The 21105-nt window shown below is 61.4% G+C and carries 21 protein-coding genes and 1 tRNA gene; 6 read left to right on the forward strand and 16 right to left on the reverse strand.

Annotation, left to right across the window (positions count from 1 at the left end; genetic code table 11):
- Window positions 1-46 precede the first annotated feature (46 nt).
- Together ACQK2G_RS03970 and ACQK2G_RS03975 are read right to left on the reverse strand one after the other, a co-directional pair.
- Window positions 47-1117: a TRAP transporter substrate-binding protein gene (locus tag ACQK2G_RS03970; RefSeq protein WP_425403725.1), complete on the reverse strand. Its 1071-nt coding sequence runs from the start codon at window positions 1115-1117 to the stop codon at window positions 47-49.
- A 336-nt stretch (window positions 1118-1453) separates the two neighbouring features.
- Window positions 1454-1930, reverse strand: coding sequence for a PAS domain-containing protein (locus tag ACQK2G_RS03975; RefSeq protein ID WP_425403726.1), 477 nt, complete (start codon window positions 1928-1930; stop codon window positions 1454-1456).
- A 234-nt stretch (window positions 1931-2164) separates the two neighbouring features.
- Here ACQK2G_RS03975 and ACQK2G_RS03980 point away from each other — a divergent pair, with 234 nt between their 5' ends.
- Window positions 2165-3328 carry an IS481 family transposase gene (locus tag ACQK2G_RS03980; protein WP_425403727.1) on the forward strand — a complete coding sequence of 388 codons (1164 nt, stop codon included), beginning with the start codon at window positions 2165-2167 and terminating at the stop codon, window positions 3326-3328.
- A 44-nt stretch (window positions 3329-3372) separates the two neighbouring features.
- Here ACQK2G_RS03980 and ACQK2G_RS03985 read toward each other — a convergent pair.
- Window positions 3373-3448 (reverse strand) — tRNA-Met (locus ACQK2G_RS03985).
- 155 nt (window positions 3449-3603) lie between these two features.
- Between ACQK2G_RS03985 and ACQK2G_RS03990 the strand changes: the two genes are divergently transcribed.
- Complete coding sequence (locus ACQK2G_RS03990; RefSeq protein WP_425403728.1) at window positions 3604-4227, forward strand: trimeric intracellular cation channel family protein; 624 nt, start codon at window positions 3604-3606, stop codon at window positions 4225-4227.
- Window positions 4228-4270: 43 nt separating this feature from the next.
- Here the strand turns inward: ACQK2G_RS03990 and ACQK2G_RS03995 are convergent, their stop codons facing one another.
- A complete protein-coding gene (locus tag ACQK2G_RS03995; protein ID WP_425403729.1) occupies window positions 4271-4903 on the reverse strand; it encodes a DJ-1/PfpI family protein in 633 nt (210 codons plus the stop codon).
- 55 nt (window positions 4904-4958) lie between these two features.
- The gene (locus tag ACQK2G_RS04000; RefSeq protein ID WP_425403730.1) at window positions 4959-5489 is read right to left on the reverse strand and encodes a cupin domain-containing protein; all 531 of its coding nucleotides are present in this window, start codon (window positions 5487-5489) and stop codon (window positions 4959-4961) included.
- Window positions 5490-5539: 50 nt separating this feature from the next.
- Here ACQK2G_RS04000 and ACQK2G_RS04005 point away from each other — a divergent pair, with 50 nt between their 5' ends.
- Window positions 5540-6136 carry a helix-turn-helix domain-containing protein gene (locus tag ACQK2G_RS04005; protein WP_425403731.1) on the forward strand — a complete coding sequence of 199 codons (597 nt, stop codon included), beginning with the start codon at window positions 5540-5542 and terminating at the stop codon, window positions 6134-6136.
- Window positions 6137-6139: 3 nt separating this feature from the next.
- Here the strand turns inward: ACQK2G_RS04005 and mnmA are convergent, their stop codons facing one another.
- The 3 genes from mnmA to ACQK2G_RS04020 all read right to left on the reverse strand — a co-directional run bounded on the left by mnmA (window position 6140) and on the right by ACQK2G_RS04020 (window position 9998).
- On the reverse strand, window positions 6140-7291 hold the full coding sequence (gene mnmA / locus ACQK2G_RS04010; RefSeq protein WP_425403732.1) for a tRNA 2-thiouridine(34) synthase MnmA: 1152 nt from the start codon (window positions 7289-7291) through the stop codon (window positions 6140-6142).
- A 74-nt stretch (window positions 7292-7365) separates the two neighbouring features.
- On the reverse strand, window positions 7366-8700 hold the full coding sequence (locus tag ACQK2G_RS04015) for an aspartate aminotransferase family protein (protein ID WP_425403733.1): 1335 nt from the start codon (window positions 8698-8700) through the stop codon (window positions 7366-7368).
- Window positions 8701-8837: 137 nt separating this feature from the next.
- Window positions 8838-9998 carry a GNAT family N-acetyltransferase gene (locus ACQK2G_RS04020; protein WP_425403734.1) on the reverse strand — a complete coding sequence of 387 codons (1161 nt, stop codon included), beginning with the start codon at window positions 9996-9998 and terminating at the stop codon, window positions 8838-8840.
- A gap of 159 nt (window positions 9999-10157) precedes the next feature.
- Between ACQK2G_RS04020 and ACQK2G_RS04025 the strand changes: the two genes are divergently transcribed.
- Window positions 10158-11753, forward strand: coding sequence for a phytoene desaturase family protein (locus ACQK2G_RS04025; RefSeq protein WP_425403735.1), 1596 nt, complete (start codon window positions 10158-10160; stop codon window positions 11751-11753).
- Window positions 11754-11781: 28 nt separating this feature from the next.
- Here the strand turns inward: ACQK2G_RS04025 and ACQK2G_RS04030 are convergent, their stop codons facing one another.
- A complete protein-coding gene (locus ACQK2G_RS04030) occupies window positions 11782-12249 on the reverse strand; it encodes a RidA family protein (RefSeq protein ID WP_425403736.1) in 468 nt (155 codons plus the stop codon).
- A 369-nt stretch (window positions 12250-12618) separates the two neighbouring features.
- On the opposite strand from ACQK2G_RS04030, the gene ACQK2G_RS04035 reads away from it, so the two are divergent.
- Together ACQK2G_RS04035 and ACQK2G_RS04040 are read left to right on the forward strand one after the other, a co-directional pair.
- Window positions 12619-13497: an N-formylglutamate amidohydrolase gene (locus tag ACQK2G_RS04035; protein WP_425403737.1), complete on the forward strand. Its 879-nt coding sequence runs from the start codon at window positions 12619-12621 to the stop codon at window positions 13495-13497.
- 4 nt (window positions 13498-13501) lie between these two features.
- Window positions 13502-13846: an ArsC family reductase gene (locus tag ACQK2G_RS04040; protein ID WP_425403738.1), complete on the forward strand. Its 345-nt coding sequence runs from the start codon at window positions 13502-13504 to the stop codon at window positions 13844-13846.
- 12 nt (window positions 13847-13858) lie between these two features.
- Here ACQK2G_RS04040 and ACQK2G_RS04045 read toward each other — a convergent pair whose 3' ends face one another.
- From ACQK2G_RS04045 to ACQK2G_RS04075, 7 genes are all read right to left on the reverse strand, one after another.
- A complete protein-coding gene (locus ACQK2G_RS04045; protein ID WP_425403739.1) occupies window positions 13859-14170 on the reverse strand; it encodes an HNH endonuclease in 312 nt (103 codons plus the stop codon).
- A gap of 26 nt (window positions 14171-14196) precedes the next feature.
- The gene (locus ACQK2G_RS04050; protein WP_425403740.1) at window positions 14197-14856 is read right to left on the reverse strand and encodes a hypothetical protein; all 660 of its coding nucleotides are present in this window, start codon (window positions 14854-14856) and stop codon (window positions 14197-14199) included.
- 64 nt (window positions 14857-14920) lie between these two features.
- Window positions 14921-16375, reverse strand: coding sequence for an NAD-dependent succinate-semialdehyde dehydrogenase (locus tag ACQK2G_RS04055; protein ID WP_425403741.1), 1455 nt, complete (start codon window positions 16373-16375; stop codon window positions 14921-14923).
- A gap of 66 nt (window positions 16376-16441) precedes the next feature.
- A complete protein-coding gene (locus ACQK2G_RS04060; RefSeq protein WP_425403742.1) occupies window positions 16442-17164 on the reverse strand; it encodes an ABC transporter ATP-binding protein in 723 nt (240 codons plus the stop codon).
- On the reverse strand, window positions 17161-17904 hold the full coding sequence (locus ACQK2G_RS04065; protein ID WP_425403743.1) for an ABC transporter ATP-binding protein: 744 nt from the start codon (window positions 17902-17904) through the stop codon (window positions 17161-17163). Before ACQK2G_RS04065 ends, ACQK2G_RS04060 begins: the two co-directional genes overlap by 4 nt.
- Window positions 17901-19736, reverse strand: coding sequence for an ABC transporter permease (locus ACQK2G_RS04070; protein ID WP_425403744.1), 1836 nt, complete (start codon window positions 19734-19736; stop codon window positions 17901-17903). The genes ACQK2G_RS04065 and ACQK2G_RS04070 overlap by 4 nt, the downstream gene beginning before the upstream one ends.
- An 84-nt stretch (window positions 19737-19820) precedes the next feature.
- Window positions 19821-21047 carry an ABC transporter substrate-binding protein gene (locus ACQK2G_RS04075; RefSeq protein WP_425403745.1) on the reverse strand — a complete coding sequence of 409 codons (1227 nt, stop codon included), beginning with the start codon at window positions 21045-21047 and terminating at the stop codon, window positions 19821-19823.
- Between the last annotated feature and the right edge of the window lie 58 nt (window positions 21048-21105).

Consider the following 21105-nt stretch of genomic DNA (forward strand, 5'->3'; position numbering starts at 1 on the left):
CCGGACAAAAAGTGTGCGGGGTCCGGATCCGGACCCCGCAATGTTATTAAAGGGTACGGGCGTTCACGTAACCCTGGACGGAAATTTTGGTCCATGCCGACGCTTTGTCACGGAAGGCGCTCCAGTGGTCGTAGACCTTCTTGGTCAGCGGATCGGTGTTGCCCGCGGTCGCCACAACGTCCTTGGCCGCTTCACGCATGAGCGAAATGACCTCGTCCGGCATGCGTTTCAATTGGACATTGTGCTCGTTGATGAGCTGATCGAGCGCACGGACGTTGTTCACGTCGAACTCGGTCGTGAGCATGTCGTTTTCGTAGCGCGCAGCTGCCTCGATGATCGACTTCTCCCAGTCCGACATATCGTTCCAGACATCGAGATTGATGCCGCAGGAAGCGACCGTGGCCGGCTCGTGGATACCCGGCCAGTAGTAGTATTTCGCGACCTGATAAAACCCGAGGGTCAGATCATTCCAGGGACCGACGAACTCGGTGGCGTCGATCGTGCCGGATTGCAGCGCTTGGAAGATTTCACCGGCCGGCAAGGTGACGGCGGTGGCGCCCAACTGGCTGATGACTTCGCCGCCGAGGCCGGGCATCCGCATGGTGAGGCCCTTGAAGTCGTCCGGAGCGTTGATTTCCTTGTTGAACCAACCGGCCATCTGCACGCCGGTGTTCGACGCCGCGAAGGACTTGACGTTAAACTGCGCCGCGACCTCGTCCCACAATTCCTGACCACCAGACATCAGCCAAGCGTTGGTCTCGGTACCGGTAAGGCCGAAAGGCACGGTCGAGTAGAAGTTCAACGCCTTCGACTTGCCCTGCCAGTAATAGTCGGCGCCGTGATACATTTCGCACACGCCCGATCCGGCGGCGTCATAGGCCTCGAAGGCGGGCACGAGTTCACCGGCGCCATAAACGCGCATGGTGATCTTGCCTTCCGACCACTTTCCGATGTTCTGGGCCATGCGCTCGGCGCTGGTTCCCTGGCCGGGAAGGTTCTTGGGCCACGTCGTCGCCATGCGTAGCTGGCGCAGTCCTTGGCTGATGGCGGGTTTAGGAAAAACCGAAGCGGCAGCGGCGGCTACGGCCACGGTCTTCAAAGCTTGACGGCGATCCATGGTATTTCCTCTCTGGTGTTCTGCGCTTCTCCTGCCGAGCGCTGTGGCGGAACCTTAGAGCACCCAGATCGTCTAAACTATTATCAATATATCAGGTCAGTTTTGCTCCGCAAAAGGTATAGGAATGCCGCACTTTCAGTGGAAAAGGATTGGGACTCTCGGATTTGGCGAGCTTGTTACTGGCAAGGAGCCGTCTTCTTGGGCCCGGTATTATGGAATGTCCGATCCGACACAAAAGTGCCATACCGGACCGGAAACTCTTGGTTCGCGTTTTGTTACACGAACGCGGTGAATTTTCCGGTTATTCAGATCGGCACCAATATGTCCCCCGCAGCTTTAGAACTCGATAGCCGTCGGCGGTATCTGCTCCTTCAGTTCTTCTTCTCGCGCTGTCAGCATTGCGACGATATGTGTGATCCCGCCTGTGGACCCCAGAGGCAAACAGAGCCTCGAATAGACGAACCAATCCTCCTCATGACGTTCTGGCTGAATGCTGTATACGGGTCGGGCCGTTTCCATCACGGTGCCGTAAAGGCGCATGGCATATCCGACACGAACGTCATCCCAATCGCTGACGAACTTGCCGTTTAGGTCGACATCCTTACCAAGAAGGGTCCGAGTCGTGAAAACGGCATAGCGGAAGTCTCGGCCGTTATCGATGGGCTCGAGAAGATGTAGGAAACTCATCCAGGGAAAGAGATCTTCGGGGAGAAAATCGGACCGTTTCGGCATGGCCCGGTTGCCTCGGCGGGAATCCCAAAACGCCAACAGGGAGAGCTCTTTCTCCGTCAGACTGTCCTTTGTGACCGCCATCTCTCCTTCCAACGTGTTTTTGTCGTATCGCAACCATTCTGCGGATTAATGCGCATGAAACAATCACGCGCTCAACGCATCCGGACGATGTTGTCAGGGAGACGCAACGCATGGGTTGAATGGACCGGTGCCCGACCCGAGACATAGGTGACATTTCGTACCGGACACATTGGTTACACTTTTCGGCTTTTTCGAGGCCGGGAGGTGTGGATGCCGTGGAAGGAATGTTCGGTTATGGAAGAACGTTTACGGTTTGTTGCCCGTCTACTCGATGGCGAAGGAATGAGCGATGTGTGTCGTGAGTTCGGGATTTCGCGGAAGACCGGCTACAAGATCTTCAATCGTTACCGGGACGAGGGCCTGGAGGCGCTGTCGGACCGATCTCGGCGGCCGGTGCGGTACGCCAATCAGCTGCCGGAGCCGGTCGAACGGCTGATCGTCGCAAGCAAGAGGGAGAAGCCGCATTGGGGCGCCCGGAAGATCCGCGAGCTGCTGGTCCGCAAGCTCGCGGGCGACATGCGCATTCCCGCCAAGAGCACCGTCCATGCCGTGCTCGATCGGCGTGGTCTGGTGAAGCGCGCGAAGCAGCGACGGCGGCAGAAGGCGCAGGGAACGGCCCTGTCGGAAGCCCTGGCGCCGAATGCGCTGTGGTGCACCGACTTCAAGGGAGAGTTCCGGCTCGGCAACCGGCAATACTGTTACCCGCTCACCGTCACCGACCAGGCCTCGCGCTATCTGCTCGCCGTCGAGGCCTTTGACAGCAACCGCCAGGACGGTGTCATCGAGGCCTTCCTGCAACTGTTCAGGGAGCGCGGACTGCCGGGTGCGATCAGGTCCGACAACGGTGTTCCCTTCGCCAGTCCCAACGGCCTCTACAATCTCTCGAAACTATCGGTCTGGTGGTTGCGACTGGGCATCGCCATCGAACGGATCAAACCCGGTCATCCACAGCAGAACGGCAGGCATGAGCGCATGCACCTGACGCTGAAGAAGGAAACAACCCATCCCGCCGGCCGCAACAGCCTGCAGCAGCAGGCCCGCTTCGACGACTTCGTTAAGGAGTTCAATGAAGAACGGCCCCATGAGGCTCTCGGCATGAAGACCCCCGCCGAGGTCTACAGACCCTCAATGCGGAGATACGAAGGCCTCCAGGAACTCGACTACCCGTTCCACGACAAGGCCTTGATGGTCACTTCATGTGGGCGCATCTGCATGCAACGAAAGAAAATCAACCTCTCAACCGTCATGGCCGGTCAGAAGGTCGGTCTCAAGGAAGTCGATGACGGAATCTGGCTCGTCACCTTCATGCATTACGATCTGGGATATATCGATCTGGAACAGAGAACCCTGCAAACAATCGACACACCGTTCGGCTCGAGTGTGTTACCTATGTCTTAGGTACGTTCTGTTACCCATATGTCCGGGTCGGACAAGGAGGGCAGTGGTGGCGGATCAGGGATTTGAACCCCGGACACAAGGATTATGATTCCTCTGCTCTAACCACTGAGCTAATCCGCCGTCGCCACAGGCAACCCCGCTGTTTGCGAGAGCCGTTGTTTATTTTCGTCCACTCGGTCTGTCAAGCGCCTGTGTCGTACGGAATCCCCGTATTGCGCCGCCTTTCCTGACGCAGTAGCGATACGCAGCTTTGCGCAAATCACGGGACCAACGCCATGCATCCCTTCGTTACCGCGATCGACTGGGTCGCCGTCGCCGTTTTTGCGGTCTCGGGCGCGCTTGTCGCCAGCCGGAAGGAAATGGATATCGTCGGCTTCGGATTGATCGCCTGTCTGACGGGGATCGGCGGCGGGACGCTCCGTGATGTTCTGCTCGACCGGGCCGTTTTCTGGACCGTCGATCCGACCCCGATGGTGATCTGTCTCGCCATTGCGGTGATCGTCTTCTTCACCGCACATATCGTCGACCGGCGCTATCCCTATCTGCTCTGGGCCGACGCCATCGGCGTCGCGATCTACGGTGTCATGGGGGCCGAACTGGCCAGGTTGGAGGGGGCCGGCATGCTGGTCTCCATCGTCATGGGGATGATGACGGCGACCTTCGGCGGCCTGATCCGTGACGTGGTGTGCAACGAAACCCCGCTGATCCTGCGCAAGGAGGTCTACGTCACCTGTGCCGCGCTGGCCGCGGCCGCCCATATCGTCTTGATCGCGGTCGGCGTTCCGGTGATCCATGCCGCCGCCGCCGGGATCGTCCTGGGGTTCGGTTTGCGGGCTTTGGGCATATGGAAAGGTCTGTCCCTGCCGACCTACAAATCGCGACCCGGCCGGGATTACTGACCGTGAAAGCGGCAGCAATCAGGCCGACCCGGGATACGCGCTTCTAAGCCGCGGATGCAGTTTCCGCCGAATTGACCGTGTGATAGCCCAAGTCCAGCCGGTTCGCGGCTAGGGCCCGTGAGTATTCCATCACGCGGGCGGTTTCATGGGCGACTTCCTCGCCATGGCTGCGGGCAAGGCAGAAGAACATGGTGTCGAAGCCCAGGGTGACCCCACCCCCCGTGACGATGCCATGGTCGTCCACCAAGGTGGCTCGACGGACATCCCGGCACTCTTCCAGTAACTCCGAGGGAGGCATCTCGCCCGGAAAGACTTCATGCTTGGTGGTCACGGTCTTGCCGGCCAGACGACCCGCCGCCGCCAGAATCATGGCCCCGGTGCAGATAGAGGTCAGCCGGACATTCGTCATGCGTAGAAATTCGAGAATTTTCTGGTCCTTTGCCGCATCCGACCAACCCGGCCCGCCGGTGACGATCAGGTCGGTCAGTGCCGGTGCGTCGTCCAATCCATGGTCCGCCACCACTTTCAAGCCGTTGGCACAGGTGATCTCTCCCGCCGACTTGGCAACGGTCACATAGTGCAGTTCCGGCGCGATCCGCCGGGCCATCGACAGGACGCCGACCGTCGCACCGATATCGACGGGCTCGACACCATCGTAAATCAGGATTCCGTACATTCATTCTTTTCCTTGGTAAGCGGCCGGGGACAGCAGCCGTCCCCGGCGCGACGTGTCAGTTCTCGAAACCTTTGGCCGCCGGGTCGGCATAGAATCCTGCGGTGTTCTGAAACACGTTCGGTTTCCGATAGATCGCCAGAATAGTGCAGCCCTCGTCGGTGTGGGTTTCATGGAACGAGCCGGGCTGCCGCCAGACATATTCGCCGGCGCGGCAAATACCGTCGTGATCGTAGAAAGACCCTTCAAGCACGAAGGATTGTTCGATTTCCGGGTGCTTGTGGAAGGGCAGCGTCGCGCCCGGCTGCCATTTGAGAAGACAGGTCATCTCGCCTTCTTCCTTATTCTGATACAGCACCTTGATTTGAATCCCTTCGAACTGGCTGGGTTGCCAGTCGATCGCCTTGGGGTCGACATAGACGGAGCCCCCGATGGTGGGCTCGATCTTCGGTTTGCGTTTCGCGGTCATTGTGCGTTCCTCCGTTTCTAATAGGAAACCATGTTTCCCATATCTGACGGTAAACCTTTTTTCGCGTGAGTCAACATGGTTTCCCTTTGGGAAACATTTTTTCCCAAGGTATGGAAGCACGGTGAATCCTGTATATGCTTGGGGCGGATCGACGGACGGGTAGGGAAGGTATGAGCGAGGCCAACATAGAGCGACTGATCAGCCGGCGGCTGCGCGATCTGCGTAAGGCACGCGGCGTGACGCTGGACGACCTCGCCTCCCAGACCGGATTCACGAAAGGGTATCTCTCCAAGATCGAGAATGGGAAAAAAGTCCCGCCGATCGAAACGCTGTCGCGCATCTCCTCGGCACTGAACGCCGAGATCGCGTATTTTCTGCGCGACGAGGAAGAAGACGAAGCCGGAAGCGATAGCGTCTCCATCGTGCGCGCGCATGAACGGCGTCCCGTCGCACGGGGTGGATCGGCCTTCGGATATGCCTATGAGAGCGTGGCCCACAAACGAGGGCACAAAAGCATGGAGCCTTTCGTCTTCACCTTTCCGGAAGAGTTCCGGGACGACGTCAGCTTTTCCCACGGCGGGGAGGAGATGATCTTCATCCTGAGCGGCATGGTGGATTTCGAAGTGGACGGGAAGAGCAATATCCTGTCCGCGGGTGACTGTGCCTATTTCGATGCGTCAATCCGGCATCGGGGGCGGGCGATCGATGGCGAAGCCACTGCCCTGGTCGTGATCTATCAACCGGATAGGGACCGCGGCGACGCCTGACCTTCAGGCCGCTGCCGCCATGTCCTGCCGCTGGATCCAGCCGCCGCCCAGCACCGTGTCACCGTCATAGAAGACGCAGGCCTGTCCGGCGGAGACGCCGTATTGCGGTTCGTCGAACCGGACAATGACGTCGCCTAAAGCATCCGCCCGCACGCTGGCGGAGACGGGCGCCATGGTATTGCGGATCTTCACCTTCACCGGCCGCGGTGCCTCGGTCAGTTTCGTATCGCCCAGCCAGTTCACCGCCGTCAGGCGAATTTCGTCGACCGCCAATGCCTCGCGCGGCCCGACCAGAACGCGGTTCGTTTCCGGGTCGATGCGGACGACATAGAGCGGGTCGTTGTCGCCCGCCGTCGTACCGTCCTGATTGCGGCCGCCGATGCCGAGGCCCCGGCGCTGGCCGATTGTATAATTCACGACCCCGTCGTGACGGCCCAGCACGGTGCCGTCCAGATGGACGATATCACCGGGTTTGCCGGCATCGGGACGGAACTTGGTGACGACGCTGGCATAGGATCCGTTCGGCACGAAGCAGATGTCCTGGCTGTCCGGCTTGTCCGCGACCGGCAGATTGAAGCGCTCCGCCAGCCGGCGGGTCTCGGTCTTGTCGTTACCGCCCAGGGGAAAACGCAGAAAGTCCAACTGTTCCTGCGTCGTGGCGAAGAGGAAATAACTCTGGTCCTTGGAGGCGTCGACGGCGGCCTTCAAGCGTGCCCGACCCTCGGCGACGTCCCGGCGGACATAGTGCCCGGTCGCCAGCGCTTCCGCGCCCAAGTCCCGGGCGGTACCCAAGAGGTCGCGGAATTTGACCGTCTGATTGCAGCGGACACAGGGGATCGGGGTTTCGCCCCGGGTATAGGCGTCGACGAAATCGTCGATCACGCTTTCCCGAAACTTGCTTTCGTAATCCAGCACATAGTGCGGAATGCCGATCTCCGCGGCCACGTTGCGGGCGTCGTGAATATCCTGCCCGGCGCAGCAGGCGCCTTTGCGGGAAACCGCCGCGCCGTGGTCGTACAACTGCAGCGTGACCCCCACGACGTCATAGCCGCGTTCCTTCAACAGGGCGGCCGTCACGGAAGAATCCACACCGCCCGACATCGCGACGACGATGCGGGTATCCTGTGGGCGTTTATCGAAACCTAGGTCGTTCATGGCGCGGAATATAGGCTTTCGCGGCCCATACGCAATATGGGGCAAGTGAGAGACGACGCCGCGCGTGTTGGGCGTCAGTCCCGGATGTAACCCAATTCACGCAGCAGTGGGCCGTTGTCGACGCAGAAATCCTCGATCGCGCGGACCAGCCCGTCATATTCCGGATGGCCCATGGGAAGCGATAGGGTGATCATGCATCGGGTTGCCATGTACTGCCCGCGTTCCAGCATTTCCATGTAGAACAGGCGCTTGATCAACGGATCCGCCTTCTTGGCGTCGGCCGGCCGCTTGATCGGGTCATCGGTGAAATGGATGCACATCAGCGACCCTCGGCCGGTGACCTGGGCCTTCATGCCGATCCGTTTGAACAATACGTTGATGCGCCGGCGTAGGTCTTCTCCAGCCGCGTTGAGCGTTTTTGCCACCTTGCAGGTATAAACCTGCGTCAGTCCGGTCAGACCGGCGGCCATGGTCAGCACATTGTTGTTGAAGGTGCCCGCATGCAGATAACCGCCGGGCCGTGACGGATCGAAATGCTCCATGATATCGCGCCGTCCGCCGAAGGCGCCGAAGGTCAGGCCGCCGCCCAGATACTTGCCAAGCGCCGTCAGGTCCGGGATGACGCCGGTTGCTTTCTGCAATCCGCCTTCGGACAGGCGCGAGGTAATGACTTCGTCGAAGATCAGCAGGGCACCTACGGCCTCGGTCTCTTTCCGGATGGCTTCCAGGAAGTCCTGGTCGGCGGGAATGCACCCGCCGCTTCCCATCATCGGTTCCAGGGTGACCGCGGCCAGGTCCTTGCCGATGCGCCGGATCGCCTCGACCGCCCCGGCCGTGTCGTTGTAGTCGAGCAGTTCGACGTCGTAGGGCGCGTTCAACTCGCCATGTTCCCCGTCCATCAACAGGAAGCCGCCGTGATAGCCGCCCCTGAAGGCCAGGAACTTGTTCCGGGCGGTCACGGCACGGGCAACCGCGAAGGTCATCAAATTCGCTTCCGAGCCCGAATTGCAGAAGCGGATCAGGTCGATGCCGGGGAAGCGTTGCACCAATTCCTGCGCCAGTCCCGCTTCGTAACGGTTTGGCGCACCCAGTACCGTGCCCTGTTCCATGGCGGCAATCACCGCTTCACGGATCGTCTGGTTCGTATGGCCGTAGAGCCCGGCGGAATATTCGCCCAGGAAATCCACATACCGATGACCGTCCAGGTCTTCCAGCATGCAGCCGTCCGCCAGCGTCATGGTCAGCGGGGCAGGATCGAAATGAAGGACCGTGCGCGTATTGCCGCCGGGCATCCACTGACGGGCGTCCTTGTGCCGTTCCATGCTGCGCGGGTTGCGTGCGACAAAACGTGCTTCGGCTTCGGCCAGGGCCTGGTCGAGCGTGAGATTCCTGGGGGTTGGGTTGGTCATTTCCATGCCGGAGGTTATTGGGTCCGCAAGATCGTTTCGGGCAGCCTATCGCCTGCCTCGACAAGTGTCCACGTACCGCACGCCGCCCCTCCAAAAGCGTGCGCGCCATCCAAACGACTAATGCTTAAGGCGGGGCGTCAGGAACCCTTCCGATAAGGCGAATGATCGTCCAGATACTCCATCACATGGGAAACCTCGTCGCGTTCCGCCACCAAAAAACGTTCGACCGCGTCCCGGAATCCCGGATCGACGATGTGATGCGCGGAATAGGTCCGAACCGGCAGATAGCCGCGCTGTACCTTGTGTTCCCCTTGTGTGCCCGCTTCGACGCGCGCCAGGCCGCGTTCGATCGCGAAGTCGATGGCCTGATAGTAACAGGCCTCGAAATGCAGGAAGGGATAGCGGCCGTCCGATCCCCAGTTGCGCCCGAACAGGCATTCCGTGCCGATCAGGTTCAAGGCGCCCGCCACCGGCGTGTCGCCATCGTAGACCAGGATCAGCAAAACGCGGTCGCGCATCCTCTCCTGCAGCAGGCGGAAGAAGGTGCGGGTCAGATAGGGATGTCCCCATTTCCGGTCATAGGTCTGCTGGTAGAACAGGTAGAAGGCATCCCAATGGTGGTGTTGCAGGTCGTCGCCGGTCAGGCGTTCGATCCGCAAGCCGCTTTCGACTGCTTTCTGACGTTCCTTCCGGATATTCTTCCGCTTCCGGCTGCTGAGCGTTTCCAGGAAATCGTCGAAACTGCCGTAGTCCTGATTGTGCCAATGATACTGCTGGCCGTGCCGGATCAGAAATCCTGCATCCTCCAACGCGGCGGCATCCGTCTCGGTCGCGAAGTTCACATGCAGCGAGGAGACGCCGTGCTGCCGCGTCACCTCCAGCAAACCGGCGATCAGGGCGCTGCGCAGTCCAGTGTCATCGGCGTCGGGCCGTACCATCAGGCGCGGGCCGGTCACCGGTGTGAAGGGTACGGCGGAAAGCAGTTTTGGATAATACTGCCCGCCCGCGCGTTCATAGGCGTGCGCCCAGCCATAGTCGAAAACGTATTCTCCCTGGCTGTGCCCCTTCAGATAAAGCGGCACCGCGCCGAGCAGACGGCCGTTGTCATTCTGGATGATCAAGTGCTGCGGCAGCCAACCCTCGTCGGCGCAGGCGGAACGGCTCTCCTCCAGGGAATACAGGAAGTCATGGCTGACGAAGGGATTGTCGGGCCCGGCGCAGGCGTCCCATTCCTCGCGCGCGACACTGCCGAGGTCACGCACGATATCGATGCGTATGGGATCTTCGCCGTCAGGCATGATTTCTCCTTCCGTCAAAAGACATGCGTCGATGACGGCACCGGATCAAGACCTTGTTGCAACGCGGGGAAAAATTCCGTCGGTGTGCCGCCTTGACCGGACCGGGGATTTCATGACTCTGCGCGGCGATTGGGAGTTTTGCGGTGGAGGTACCGGGCTGTGGGAAAATCGGAAGCATTCGACGTCGTCATTATCGGCGCGGGGCATAACGGGCTGACCTGTGCCGGCTATCTGGCGCGCGGCGGGTTGAAGGTTAAGGTCGTCGAACGGCGGGATGTCGTCGGCGGCGCCGCGCTGACGGAGGAGTTCCATCCGGGTTTCCGCAACTCCGTCTTTTCCTATCTGGTCAGTTTGCTGTCGCCGAAGGTGATCGCCGATCTGGAACTGGCACGTTTCGGCCTGGAGATCATGGACCGGACCTCGGGCAGTTTCTCCGTGCTGCAGGGCGATCATCTCTGGCTGCCGCGGGACGGTTCGATCGCGCGGCGGGAAATCGCGCGTTTCTCAAAGGCCGATGCGGAGGCCTTTCCCGAATTCGAAGACCGGATCGCGACCGTGGCCGAAGCGTTGCGGGCCGTCGCGGAAGACGCGCCGCCCGATTTCGGCGGCGGCTGGCCGGACCTCATGCGGCTGCTGTCGCTCGGCAACAGGGTTCGCAAGCTTGGCGCCCGGGCCCAGGCCGATCTGGCGGATCTGATGACCATGTCGGTCGGCCATTATCTTGAGCGCTGGTTCGAAAGCGACCCGATCAAGGGAATCTTCGGATTCGAAGGCGTGATCGGGAATTTCGCCGGCCCGTATCAGGCGGGCTCGGCCTATGTTCTGCTGCATCACGCTTTCGGCGAGGTGAACGGCCGTACCGGGGCCTGGGGACATGCCAAGGGTGGCATGGGAGCCATCTCCCAGGCGTTGGCGGCCTCGGCCAAGGCGTCGGGTGTGGAGATCGAGACCGAGGCACCGGTCCGCGAGGTCATCGTCGAGAAGGGCAAGGCGGTCGGCGTGGTGTTGGAGGACGGACGGTCGATCCGCGCGCGCGGCGTGGCCGCAAATGTCAATCCGGGCTTGCTGTTCGGACAGATGGTCGACCCGGCAGTCGTGCCGAAAGACTTCAAGCGCCGGATGGACACATGGCGCAGCGAGTCCGCCACGTTCCGGATGAATGTCGCGTTGAGCGAGATGCCGCGCTTCTCGTCCCTGCCGGGGGGAGACGAGGACCTGGCCTATCTGAACGGCACGATCGATATCTGTCCGTCGCTGGACTATATCCAGGACGCTTACGACGATGCCCGTGCCGCGGGCTGGGCCAAGCGGCCGATCATCTCAATGTGCCTGCCGACGACGCTGGACGACACCCTGGCGCCGGAAGGCTGCCATGTGATGAGCTTGTTCTGTCAGCACTTCCGGCGGCACCTGCCCGACGGCACGACCTGGGACGATCACCGGGACTCGGTGGCCGACATGATCATCGATACGGTCGGTCAGTACGCGCCGAACTTCAAGGCGGCGGTGGTCGGCCGTCAGATCAATTCACCGCTGGATATCGAGCGCAAACTGAACATGACGGGCGGAGATATCTTCCACGGCGCGCTGCATCTGGATCAGATCTTTTCGCTGCGGCCGGCGCCGGGACATGCCGACCATCGCATGCCGGTGCCCGGGCTCTATCTGTGCGGGTCGGGCGCTCATCCGGGTGGGGGCGTGACCGGCTTGCCGGGACGCAATGCGGCGGCGGAGATCCTGCGCGACATCAGGTGACGCGCAGGACCGCTGCCTGACGGGACGGTTACTCGACTTCGAAGATTGCCTCGACTTCGACGGCAACGTTGAAGGGAAGCGAGCCGACGCCGACGGCGAAGCGCGAATGCGCGCCCTTGTCGCCGAAGATTTCGCCGACGACGTTGCTGGCGCCGTTGATGACCATCGGATGCTGTTCGAAATCAGCGGGGCAGTTCACGAACCCGCCCAGCTTCACGACACGGGTCACCTTGTCCAGGTCGCCGCCCAGCATATCCTTGGCGACTGCGATGGCGTTCAATGCGCAGACACGGGCCGCGTCCTGGCCTTGTTCAACGGTGAATTCCGCGCCGACCTTGCCCTTGAAGGCAATTTCGCCGTTCACGAAGGGAACCTGACCGGAGACGAAGATCAGATTTCCGGTGCGGACGCCCGGGACATAGGCGGCGGCGGGTTTCGCCACGGCCGGGATTTCAATGCCGAGTTCCTTGAGACGTGCGTCGATTTGGCCTGCCATATGTTCCTCCTGCCAGCCTTGGGGTTGCGTGCGTTCTGCGGGGTTTCAATCGCGGAGATGTCAGACGACAATCGGAACCGTCCGATCGTTATCCGTCCGCGGGGCGAAGTCTTACCATTGCCATCTGGATGGTCCAACAGACGATAACCTGCCGAACAGTAATTCCGAGAAACGGTATCGTGACACCAACCTGCGCGCCGCCTTTCGTTCCCAGGACGTCAAAGGCCAGTATCGGGCGCTGCATGCGGGGGAAATGTGATGTCGGCGAGGTTTGCCGTTCCCGGAATGAGCGGGTACTGTCTGCCTGATCGTTGGATTCTGGCCGATACCCAACACGTTGACCGGGGCATGGCCGTTTGGGAGTTTGATGTGAACGACGTTGCCGTCCCCGGCGTGTACAGCTTGCACCGGCCGCAGGTTCCTGCGGTGCCGGTGGTTTTCGACTCTCCGCATAGCGGTACGGTGTTCCCCGCCGATTTCGGATCCATCGTGCCGGAGAGGATTCTGCGCCGGGTTCAGGACAATTTCGTCGACGACCTGTTCTATGACGTCCTGGAATATGGTGCGAGCCTGCTCTGCGCGCATTTTCCCCGCAGTTATATCGACCCGAACCGCGCCCAGGATGACCTCGACAGCCGTCTGTTGTCGGAAGCCTGGCCGGAACCCCTTCGCCCGACCGACAAGTCCCGTTTGGGCCACGGGTTGATATGGCGTGCCTGTCCGACCGACAGGGCAATGTACGACCGGCGCCTGACCGCGCGGGAGGTCCGAAACCGCATCGAAACCTATTGGCGGCCCTATCATGCGGTGCTGGCGGAAGAAATCGACCATCTGTGGCGTCGGTTCGGTCAGGTCTGGCATGTAAACTGTCACTCGATGCCGGCCGGCAGCAGCCCGATCGTGGCGCGCCGCGGCGGATCCCAGCGGGCGGATATCGTGATCGGGGATCGCGACGGTCGCTCTTCCGACCCGGAGTTCACAACCTTCGTGCGCGACCGGCTGGAGCAACGCGGGTATACGGTGCGGCTGAACGATCCCTACAAGGGGGCGTATCTGATCGAGGCCTATGCCGCCCCGGCGGTGGGACGCAGCAGCATTCAGATGGAGATCAACAGGTCGATCTATATGAACGAAGCGACGCTGGAGAAATCAGGCAATTTCGAAGTGCTTCGCCGCGACCTGACCGGCTTGTCTGAAGAGATCGCCGGCTTCGCACTGGACCGCACAATGCCACAGGCGGCGGAGTGATTTTATGATCGTTATCCATGGCTTGAAGAATTGCGACACCTGCAAGAAGGCCCGGAAATGGGCTGAGCAGGAAGGGCTAGAGCACCGCTTTCACGATGTTCGCGCCGACGGTTTGACCGGCGGGCAACTCGATGCCTGGCTCAAGCAGGTTTCCTGGGAGGTCCTGCTCAACCGTCGCGGCACAACATGGCGTGGCCTCGACGATGCGGTGAAGAACAGCGTGGACGAAGCCGCCGCGCGGAATCTGATGCTGGAACATCCGGCACTGATCAAGCGACCGGTCTTCGATCGTGACGGCACAATCAGTGTCGGGTTCACCGATGCGGTCAGGGACTCGCTGAAAAGCTGATCGGCGTATTCCCTAACCGCGCCGCTGGTTCGGTTTCGCGTGCCGTCCAATCAATTCCGGCGGCTGTTTCCTCACCCATTTCACGAAGCTTCGGATATCCGGATGGGCCAGCAATGCCTCGGCACTGGCATAGTCCTTTGCCAATACGTCTTCCGAGAACAGGGAGTGGATCTTCTTGTGACAGATGCGATGCAGGTAGGACCAATCGCCGCCGCCTTCCGATCGCGGAACCCAGTGATGTCGGTCGACACTCGGTCCATCGATCATGCTGCGGCCGCAGAGCGGGCAGGGACCGAGATGCTTCGCGTTGTTCGTTTCCGGCATGGGCGCCTGTCCGATAGGCGCGCGGATCACACTTCGATGAAGGTGTCCACGTAGGTCTTGTAGGTTTGGCGTTTCGGCTTTTCCCAATCGGATTCGCGCATGTAGGCGATGGAACTCTTGCCCAGCAAGGTTCGCGGCAGGACCATGACCCGGATAAACCCGGTCATCTTTTCCTTCGAGGAACTGCCCGAGATGGATACGGGCCCCGGTTCGAACCAGGCATCGTTCGGGCCGAAGACATGCCGTTCGCCGTCCATGTCGAGCGACAGAGTCCCGCAGTGCAGACAGCGAATGCCGGGACCGGCATGCTTGTGGTTATAGATCTGACAATTCAGCGGGAAGTTCACCGCGTCGCATCGGATCAGATAGCCGTGCGGTTGCTCGAGGGTTATTTCCTCCTCGACTTTCAACTCGTTGGAGATCGCCCCGATCGGCTGACCCGCCGGTTCCTCACCATTTCGGAACAATTCGAACCGCCAGATGACGGCGCCGTCCATGGATCCGGTGACAGTCACCGGGTCCGGGCAATGGATAGCACCGTCGCAAATCAGTTCTGTCTGTTGTCCACTGACCGAAAAACCGCCGAACCGGCAGTAAAGGATGCGATGACAGGCGCCGGGATAGGTGACGGTTTCACCTTGCCCGATCCGATCGTGATACAATCGCAGCGTATGCGTCCCGCCCAAGATCTACTCCTTGAAAACTGCTGGCGCCGCCGCCGGAGCGGTGCGCCGGCCATACGCGAGGGGGTCAGATGCCGCCCACGCAAATGTATTTCAGCTCAACCCACTCATCCATCCCGTAATGGGACCCTTCACGGCCCAATCCCGACTCCTTGATGCCGCCGAAGGGGGCGACTTCGGTGGAGATCAAGCCGCTGTTCACGCCGACCATGCCGTATTCCAGCCCTTCGGACACACGCCAGGTGCGCGCATTGTCGCGGGAATAGAAATAGGCGGCCAGGCCGAAGGGCGTATCGTTCGCCATGCGCACGGCATCGCCTTCGTCCTTGAAACGGATGATGGAAGCGACGGGTCCGAAGATCTCGTCATTCGCGATTTCCATATCGGCATTGACGCCGGTCAGGATCGTGGGCGTGTAGAAGGTGCCGCCCAGGGAGGACGGGTCGCCGCCCAGGGTCGTGGTCGCGCCCGAGGCTTTTGCGGAGGATACCAGGCTGTCGACCTTCGCGATTGCCTTATCGTCGATCAGCGGACCGATGGTCACGCCTTCGTCGAGACCGTTGCCCACTTTCAGCGCCGAGACAGCCGCGCTCAACTTGTCGAGATAGCGATCGTAGATGCCGTCCTGGACGAAGATACGGTTGGCGCAGACGCAGGTTTGTCCGGCGTTCCGGAACTTCGAAATCATCGTGCCTTCGATGGCTGCGTCCAGGTCGGCATCATCGAAGACGATGAAGGGTGCATTGCCGCCGAGTTCCAGGCTGACTTTCTTCACGGTGCCCGACGCCTGTTCCATAAGCGTCTTGCCGACCCCGGTGGAGCCGGTGAAACCGAGTTTCCGGACGATTGGGTTTGTCGCGAGTTCCGTACCGATCTCGCGCGCATTGTTGCCGGTGACGACAGAGAGAATACCGGCCGGCACACCCGCGCGTTCCGCGAGTTCGGCCATGGCCAGGGCCGAAAGCGGCGTCAGCTGAGCCGGTTTCACGACCATGGCGCAGCCGCTCGCGATGGCGGGGCCCGCTTTCCGGGTGATCATCGCGGCGGGGAAGTTCCACGGCGTGATCCCGGCGGTGACGCCGATCGGCTGCTTGATGACTAAAATGCGATTGTCAGCGCGGTGCTGCGGAATGGTGTCGCCGTATAGGCGTTTGGCTTCCTCGCCGAACCATTCGATGAAGGACGCCGCATATGCGACCTCGCCCTTTGCTTCGGCCAGGGGCTTGCCCTGTTCCATCGTCATGATCTTCGCAAGATCGTCCTGGTTCGCCATCATCAGGTCAAACCACTTGCGCATGATCGCGGCGCGTTCCTTGCCGGTGCGCGCGGCCCAGGCGGGCTGAGCGGCAGCGGCGGCTTCGATTGCCTGCGTGGTTTCCGAAGCGGAGCATCGGGCCACATCGGCCAGTCGTTCCTGCGTCGCCGGATTGATAACGGGATAGGTTGCGCCGTTCGCTCCGTCGGTCCAGGCGCCGTTGATATAGGCCTTGGTGCGGAGCAGCGTGGGATCGTTCAATTGCATCAGGATGTCTCCCTAGGGTCGGGCCCGTTTGCCGAGCCTGTTTTTGTGTACGCGGTACGTCGTCCCCTATACAGCGAGGTAGCGCTTTCGGACCGCATCGTCCAGGGCTAGCTGGCCCATGGACCCTTCATACTGTAGTGAGCCACTTTCAATAATGGCGGCACGGTCTGCAACCTTGGTGGTGAAGGAGGTGTTTTGCTCGCATAACAGGATACCCAATCCTTCCTGTTTCAGCGTTTTGACGACGCGCGCCAGGGCATCGACGATCACCGGGGCCAGCCCCTCGGAAGGCTCATCCAGCAACAGCATCCGTGGATTGCCCATCAGGGTACGGGCCAGGGCCAGCATCTGCTGTTCCCCGCCGCTCAACTGCCCAGCGTGACGGTCGCGGGCGGGGGCGAGGTTGGGGAACAGATCGAACAGTCGATCCGGTGTCCAATCCCGCCCAGCCTCTATTGGCCGCCGGCCGGATTCCAGATTTTCCGCCACGGTCAAACCGGTGAAGATCCGTCGATCTTCCGGCACGTAGCCGATGCCGGCCCCGGCCCGTGCGTGGACCGGCCTGCCGGAGATTTCATCGCCGTCCATCAAGACCTGCCCCCCGCGCAAGGGCAGCATGCCCATGACGGCCTTCAGGGTCGTCGATTTGCCGGCGCCGTTTCGGCCCAGCAGGGCAACGACCTCGCCCGGGGTAACAGTCAGTGTGATGTCCCGAATCGCCAAAGCCTGTCCGTATCCGGCGGAGACGGCGTCGAGGGCAAGGCCGTTTCTGGTGAGGTTCGTGCTCATGCGTCCTCGCCCAGATAGACCGCCTGCACCGCGGGATCGGCACGGATTTGATCCGGCGCGCCAATGGCCAGGACCTGTCCCTTGTTCAAGACGAGGATCCTGTCAGCGTGGTTGAAGACCACATCCATGTCGTGTTCCGTGAAGAGCACGCTGATGCCGGATCTGTCGGCCAGCGATCGGACGAGGCGCATCATCTGCTGGCGCCCGTCCGGGGCCATCCCGGCAGTCGGTTCGTCCATCAACAGAAGACGCGGGCGGTTGGCGAGCGCAAGCGCCAGTTCGACCCGCTTCAGATCGCCGTAGGACAGCGCGCGGCACTCGGTGTCCAGAAAACCCTGCAGCCCGACAGAGGCAGACAGTTCCTCAGCCTCCTCCTTTTTATAGGCGCGAGCGGACAGTCGGAACGAGAATGACCTGCCGTCGCGGGACAGCAGCGCCGTCTGCAGGACTTCTCTGACATTCATCGATTGAAACACCGTCGCGATCTGGAAGGTTCGGCCGATGCCGATGCGAAACAGCTTTTGCGGCGTTGCCCGGGTGATATCGGCGCCATCGAACAGAACCATTCCCATATCCGGTTCGATCTGCCCGCCGATCATGTTGAAGCAGGTCGATTTGCCGGCGCCGTTCGGGCCGATGATGGCCAGCATTTCCGTTCGCGCCACCTCGAAGGAGACCCCGTCCACGGCACGGACGGCCCCGAAGCGTTTGGCCAGTCTTTGCACGTCCAGCAGCGTCATGACCGGCCTCGTACAATCATAGCCCGCACCATGCCGGGCAGGCCCGACAAGCCGCCCGGGGCCAGGATTGAAACCAATATGATCACGGTTCCGAGCAGTAAACGCCATTGATCGAACCGCGACAGTTGATCGTGCAGCAAGGTGAAGACGGCGGATCCCAGAACCGGTCCCGCCAAATGACCGACCCCGCCCAGCAGGACCATCACCAGGCCGTCGACCGATCGGGGGATCGCGGCTTCGTCGGGAAAGATGCTGCCTTTGGAAAAGATGAAGAGCGCTCCGGCGAGACCCGCCGCGGCGCCGGCGAGGCCAAAGGCGATCCATTGCTGTCGGGTAACGTCGATCCCGATCGCCTCGGCGCGGGCTTTCGCATCGCGTCCGGCGCGCAGGGCAAAGCCGAACGGGGCATGAACCGCATGCCGCAGCAGGAGGATCGCGGCGAGGCAGAGCGCCAGGGTCAGCAGATAGTAGGCGGTTCGACTGTCCGCCCAGGCGCTGGGCCACAATCCCAGCAACCCGTCATCGCCGCCGGTGAGCGCTGACCATTGCACGCAGAGCGACCAGACGATCTGCGCAACGGCAAGGGTCAGCATGGCGAAGTATATTCCGCTCAACCGAACGCAGAACCATCCGAATAGAAGCGCGGCGCCGCCCGCCAGAACGGGTGCCGCAAACAGGGCGGCTTCCATGCCGGCGCCGTCGATCTGCTGGGAAACCAGCGCCGCGCCATAAGCACCGATCGCGAAATAGGCGGCATGACCGAAACTGACGAGACCCGCCGGACCGAGCAGGAAATGAAGCGATGTGGCGAAAAGGGCGGCGACGGCGATATCGGTCGCCAGCACCAGCAGAAAATCGTCCTGCGCCAGCGGCAGCAGCAGCGCACCGATCAGGATGATGGCCCATAGGGTTTTTTCGGCAGTGCCCGCCCTTGGATAACCGGCACCGGGTGCATGGCCGCGTTCCTCGCGCTCGGGCCGTCCGAACAGGCCGTGCGGCCGCAGCAGCAGTACCGCCGCCATCACCAGGAACATCAATACCAGTGTCGCCTGCGGCAATAGGACGACCCCGAAGGCATTCGCCAGCCCGATCACGACGGCCGCTATATAGGCGCCGGTCAAACTACCCATGCCGCCGACCACGACGACGACGAAGGCTGGCGCAATGACGGTGAGGTCCATCAGCAGGTCGGCGCCACCCTTCGGTAATTGCAGCGCCCCGCCCAATCCGGCCAGGGCGGAGCCCAGGAAAAAGACGCCGGTGAAAAGCTTGCGCTGATCGATGCCGAGCGCGGCGGCCATTTCCCGATCCTCGGTCGCGGCGCGGACGAGGATGCCCCATCGCGTTCTGTTGAGCAGCAGCCAAACCAAGCCCAGTACGACAGGTCCCGCCGCGATCAGGAAAAAGTCGTAACTGGGCACCTGCGTCCCCAGCAACTCGACCGCGCCACTCAACCCCGGCGCGCGTTGTCCCAGCCGATCCTCCGGTCCCCAGGTCAGCAGCGTCAGGTCTTGGATGATCAGGACCAGACCAAATGTTACCAGCAGTTGGAAGAGCGGCGGCGCCTTGTAGACCGGTTTGAGGACGGTGACCTCGGCGAGCGCCCCGATCATGCCGACGGAAAGAGCGCTCAATAGAATGGAGGGCCAGAAACCCAGTCCCGACGCGCCGAAGACGTCGGTCAGCGTATAGGCGATGTAAGCGCCCAACATATAGAAGGAACCGTGAGCGAAATTGACGATCTTCGTTACGCCGAAGATCAGTGACAATCCGGCGGCGATGAAGAACAGGACTGACGCTCCGGCAAGTCCGGTCAGGATTTGTCCGGTCATTGTGGGAAGGCCCTTTTCGGCGCAGTCATTTCACAGGGCGCGGGAAGTCCGCCCCGCTTCTACCGGGCGGACGCCGCGTGCGGATCATTCGCCCGCGCGCAAATGCTTCACTTCGTCCGGTCCCGGCAGGTGGTCCGCGCCATCGGCATAGCGCCAATCGACCATCACGCCCTGGCCGTCTTTCACCGCCGTGCGCCCGACGAATGCACCCATCGTGGATTGATGGTCGGATTTGCGGAACGAGATCATCCCAACCGGCGTCGCCACTTCGATTCCTTCCGCGGCGTCGACCATGGCTTCCGTCTCGGTGGTGCCGGCCTTCGCGATGATGGCGGCAATGGACTTGAAGGTGTTGTAGCCGACCAGTGAGCCGACCTTCGGTGTTTCCCCGAACTTGGTCTGGAACGCTTTCACGAAGGCTTTGTGCTCCGGCGTATCGATCGCGTACCAGGGATACCCGGTGACGATCCAGCCTTCAGGGGCTTCGTCCTTCATCGGTTCCAGGTATTCCGGTTCACCCGTCAACAGACTGACGACGGGGCGGCCCTCGAACAGGCCGCGAAGGCTTCCCTCACGAACGAATTTGGACAGGTCGCCGCCGAAAGTGACGTTGTAGATCGCGTCCGGTTTGGCGGCGGCCAAGGCTTCGGCTTCCGCGCCGGCATCGATCTTGAACAGGCCGGGCCATTGCGCGGCGACGAACTTCACATCGGGACGGCGTTCCTTCAGCAAGCGCTGAAACGCGGCTACGGCATCCTGCCCGTATTTGTAGTTCGGCGCGATGGTGGCCCAGTTCTTCGCGGGCAGTTTCGCCGCTTCCTCGGCCAGCATGGAGGCCTGCATATGCGTGCTTGGCCGCAGGCGGAAGGTATAGCGGTTGCCTTTGCTCCAGACCATCGCGTCGCTCAGCGGTTCGGCGGCCATGAAGAAGACCTTGTTGCGTTTGGCGACGTCGGCGACCGCCAGGCCGATATGGGAAAAGAACGTCCCGGCTATCAGGTCGACCTTGTCGCGGCTCAGCAGTTCCTCGACGATCCGAACCGCGTCTCCGGGTTTGCCTGCATCATCGCGGGAAATCACTTCCAACGGGCGCCCAAGCACGCCGCCTTCCGCATTGATTTCTTCGACCGCCAATTCCCAACCCTGTTTGTATGGGACGGTGAAGGCGGGCAGGGAGGTATAGCTGTTGATTTCGCCGATTTTGATCGGATCGGCTGCGTTTGCGGTTCCAAAAGTCGATGTCAGGGCCAACGGGCCCAAGGCGAAGGTGGCGATCAGTCCGGCGGCGATCTGGCGTCGGGTCGGTGTCATGCTCTGCCCTTGTCTGGGTACCGGCCGTGACCGGCACGCCTTGCGAAAATCCGCACCC

The organism is Hwanghaeella sp. (assembly GCF_965227365.1).
In the GTDB taxonomy this organism is placed as follows: domain Bacteria; phylum Pseudomonadota; class Alphaproteobacteria; order UBA8366; family Aestuariispiraceae; genus Hwanghaeella.

Excerpts from the sequence above, each read along its gene's own strand:
- ACQK2G_RS04065 (WP_425403743.1), bottom strand. The coding sequence starts at position 17,904 with ATGACGCTGCTGGACGTGCAAAGACTGGCCAAACGCTTCGGGGCCGTC.
- mnmA (WP_425403732.1), bottom strand. The coding sequence starts at position 7,291 with ATGAACGACCTAGGTTTCGATAAACGCCCACAGGATACCCGCATCGTC.
- ACQK2G_RS04030 (WP_425403736.1), bottom strand. The coding sequence starts at position 12,249 with ATGGCAGGCCAAATCGACGCACGTCTCAAGGAACTCGGCATTGAAATC.
- ACQK2G_RS03990 (WP_425403728.1), top strand. The coding sequence starts at position 3,604 with ATGCATCCCTTCGTTACCGCGATCGACTGGGTCGCCGTCGCCGTTTTT.
- ACQK2G_RS04055 (WP_425403741.1), bottom strand. The coding sequence starts at position 16,375 with ATGCAATTGAACGATCCCACGCTGCTCCGCACCAAGGCCTATATCAAC.
- ACQK2G_RS03980 (WP_425403727.1), top strand. The coding sequence starts at position 2,165 with ATGGAAGAACGTTTACGGTTTGTTGCCCGTCTACTCGATGGCGAAGGA.
- ACQK2G_RS04045 (WP_425403739.1), bottom strand. The coding sequence starts at position 14,170 with ATGCCGGAAACGAACAACGCGAAGCATCTCGGTCCCTGCCCGCTCTGC.
- ACQK2G_RS03975 (WP_425403726.1), bottom strand. The coding sequence starts at position 1,930 with ATGGCGGTCACAAAGGACAGTCTGACGGAGAAAGAGCTCTCCCTGTTG.
- ACQK2G_RS03995 (WP_425403729.1), bottom strand. The coding sequence starts at position 4,903 with ATGTACGGAATCCTGATTTACGATGGTGTCGAGCCCGTCGATATCGGT.
- ACQK2G_RS04060 (WP_425403742.1), bottom strand. The coding sequence starts at position 17,164 with ATGAGCACGAACCTCACCAGAAACGGCCTTGCCCTCGACGCCGTCTCC.
- ACQK2G_RS04070 (WP_425403744.1), bottom strand. The coding sequence starts at position 19,736 with ATGACCGGACAAATCCTGACCGGACTTGCCGGAGCGTCAGTCCTGTTC.
- ACQK2G_RS04015 (WP_425403733.1), bottom strand. The coding sequence starts at position 8,700 with ATGACCAACCCAACCCCCAGGAATCTCACGCTCGACCAGGCCCTGGCC.
- ACQK2G_RS04005 (WP_425403731.1), top strand. The coding sequence starts at position 5,540 with ATGAGCGAGGCCAACATAGAGCGACTGATCAGCCGGCGGCTGCGCGAT.
- ACQK2G_RS04040 (WP_425403738.1), top strand. The coding sequence starts at position 13,502 with ATGATCGTTATCCATGGCTTGAAGAATTGCGACACCTGCAAGAAGGCC.
- ACQK2G_RS04020 (WP_425403734.1), bottom strand. The coding sequence starts at position 9,998 with ATGCCTGACGGCGAAGATCCCATACGCATCGATATCGTGCGTGACCTC.
- ACQK2G_RS03970 (WP_425403725.1), bottom strand. The coding sequence starts at position 1,117 with ATGGATCGCCGTCAAGCTTTGAAGACCGTGGCCGTAGCCGCCGCTGCC.
- ACQK2G_RS04075 (WP_425403745.1), bottom strand. The coding sequence starts at position 21,047 with ATGACACCGACCCGACGCCAGATCGCCGCCGGACTGATCGCCACCTTC.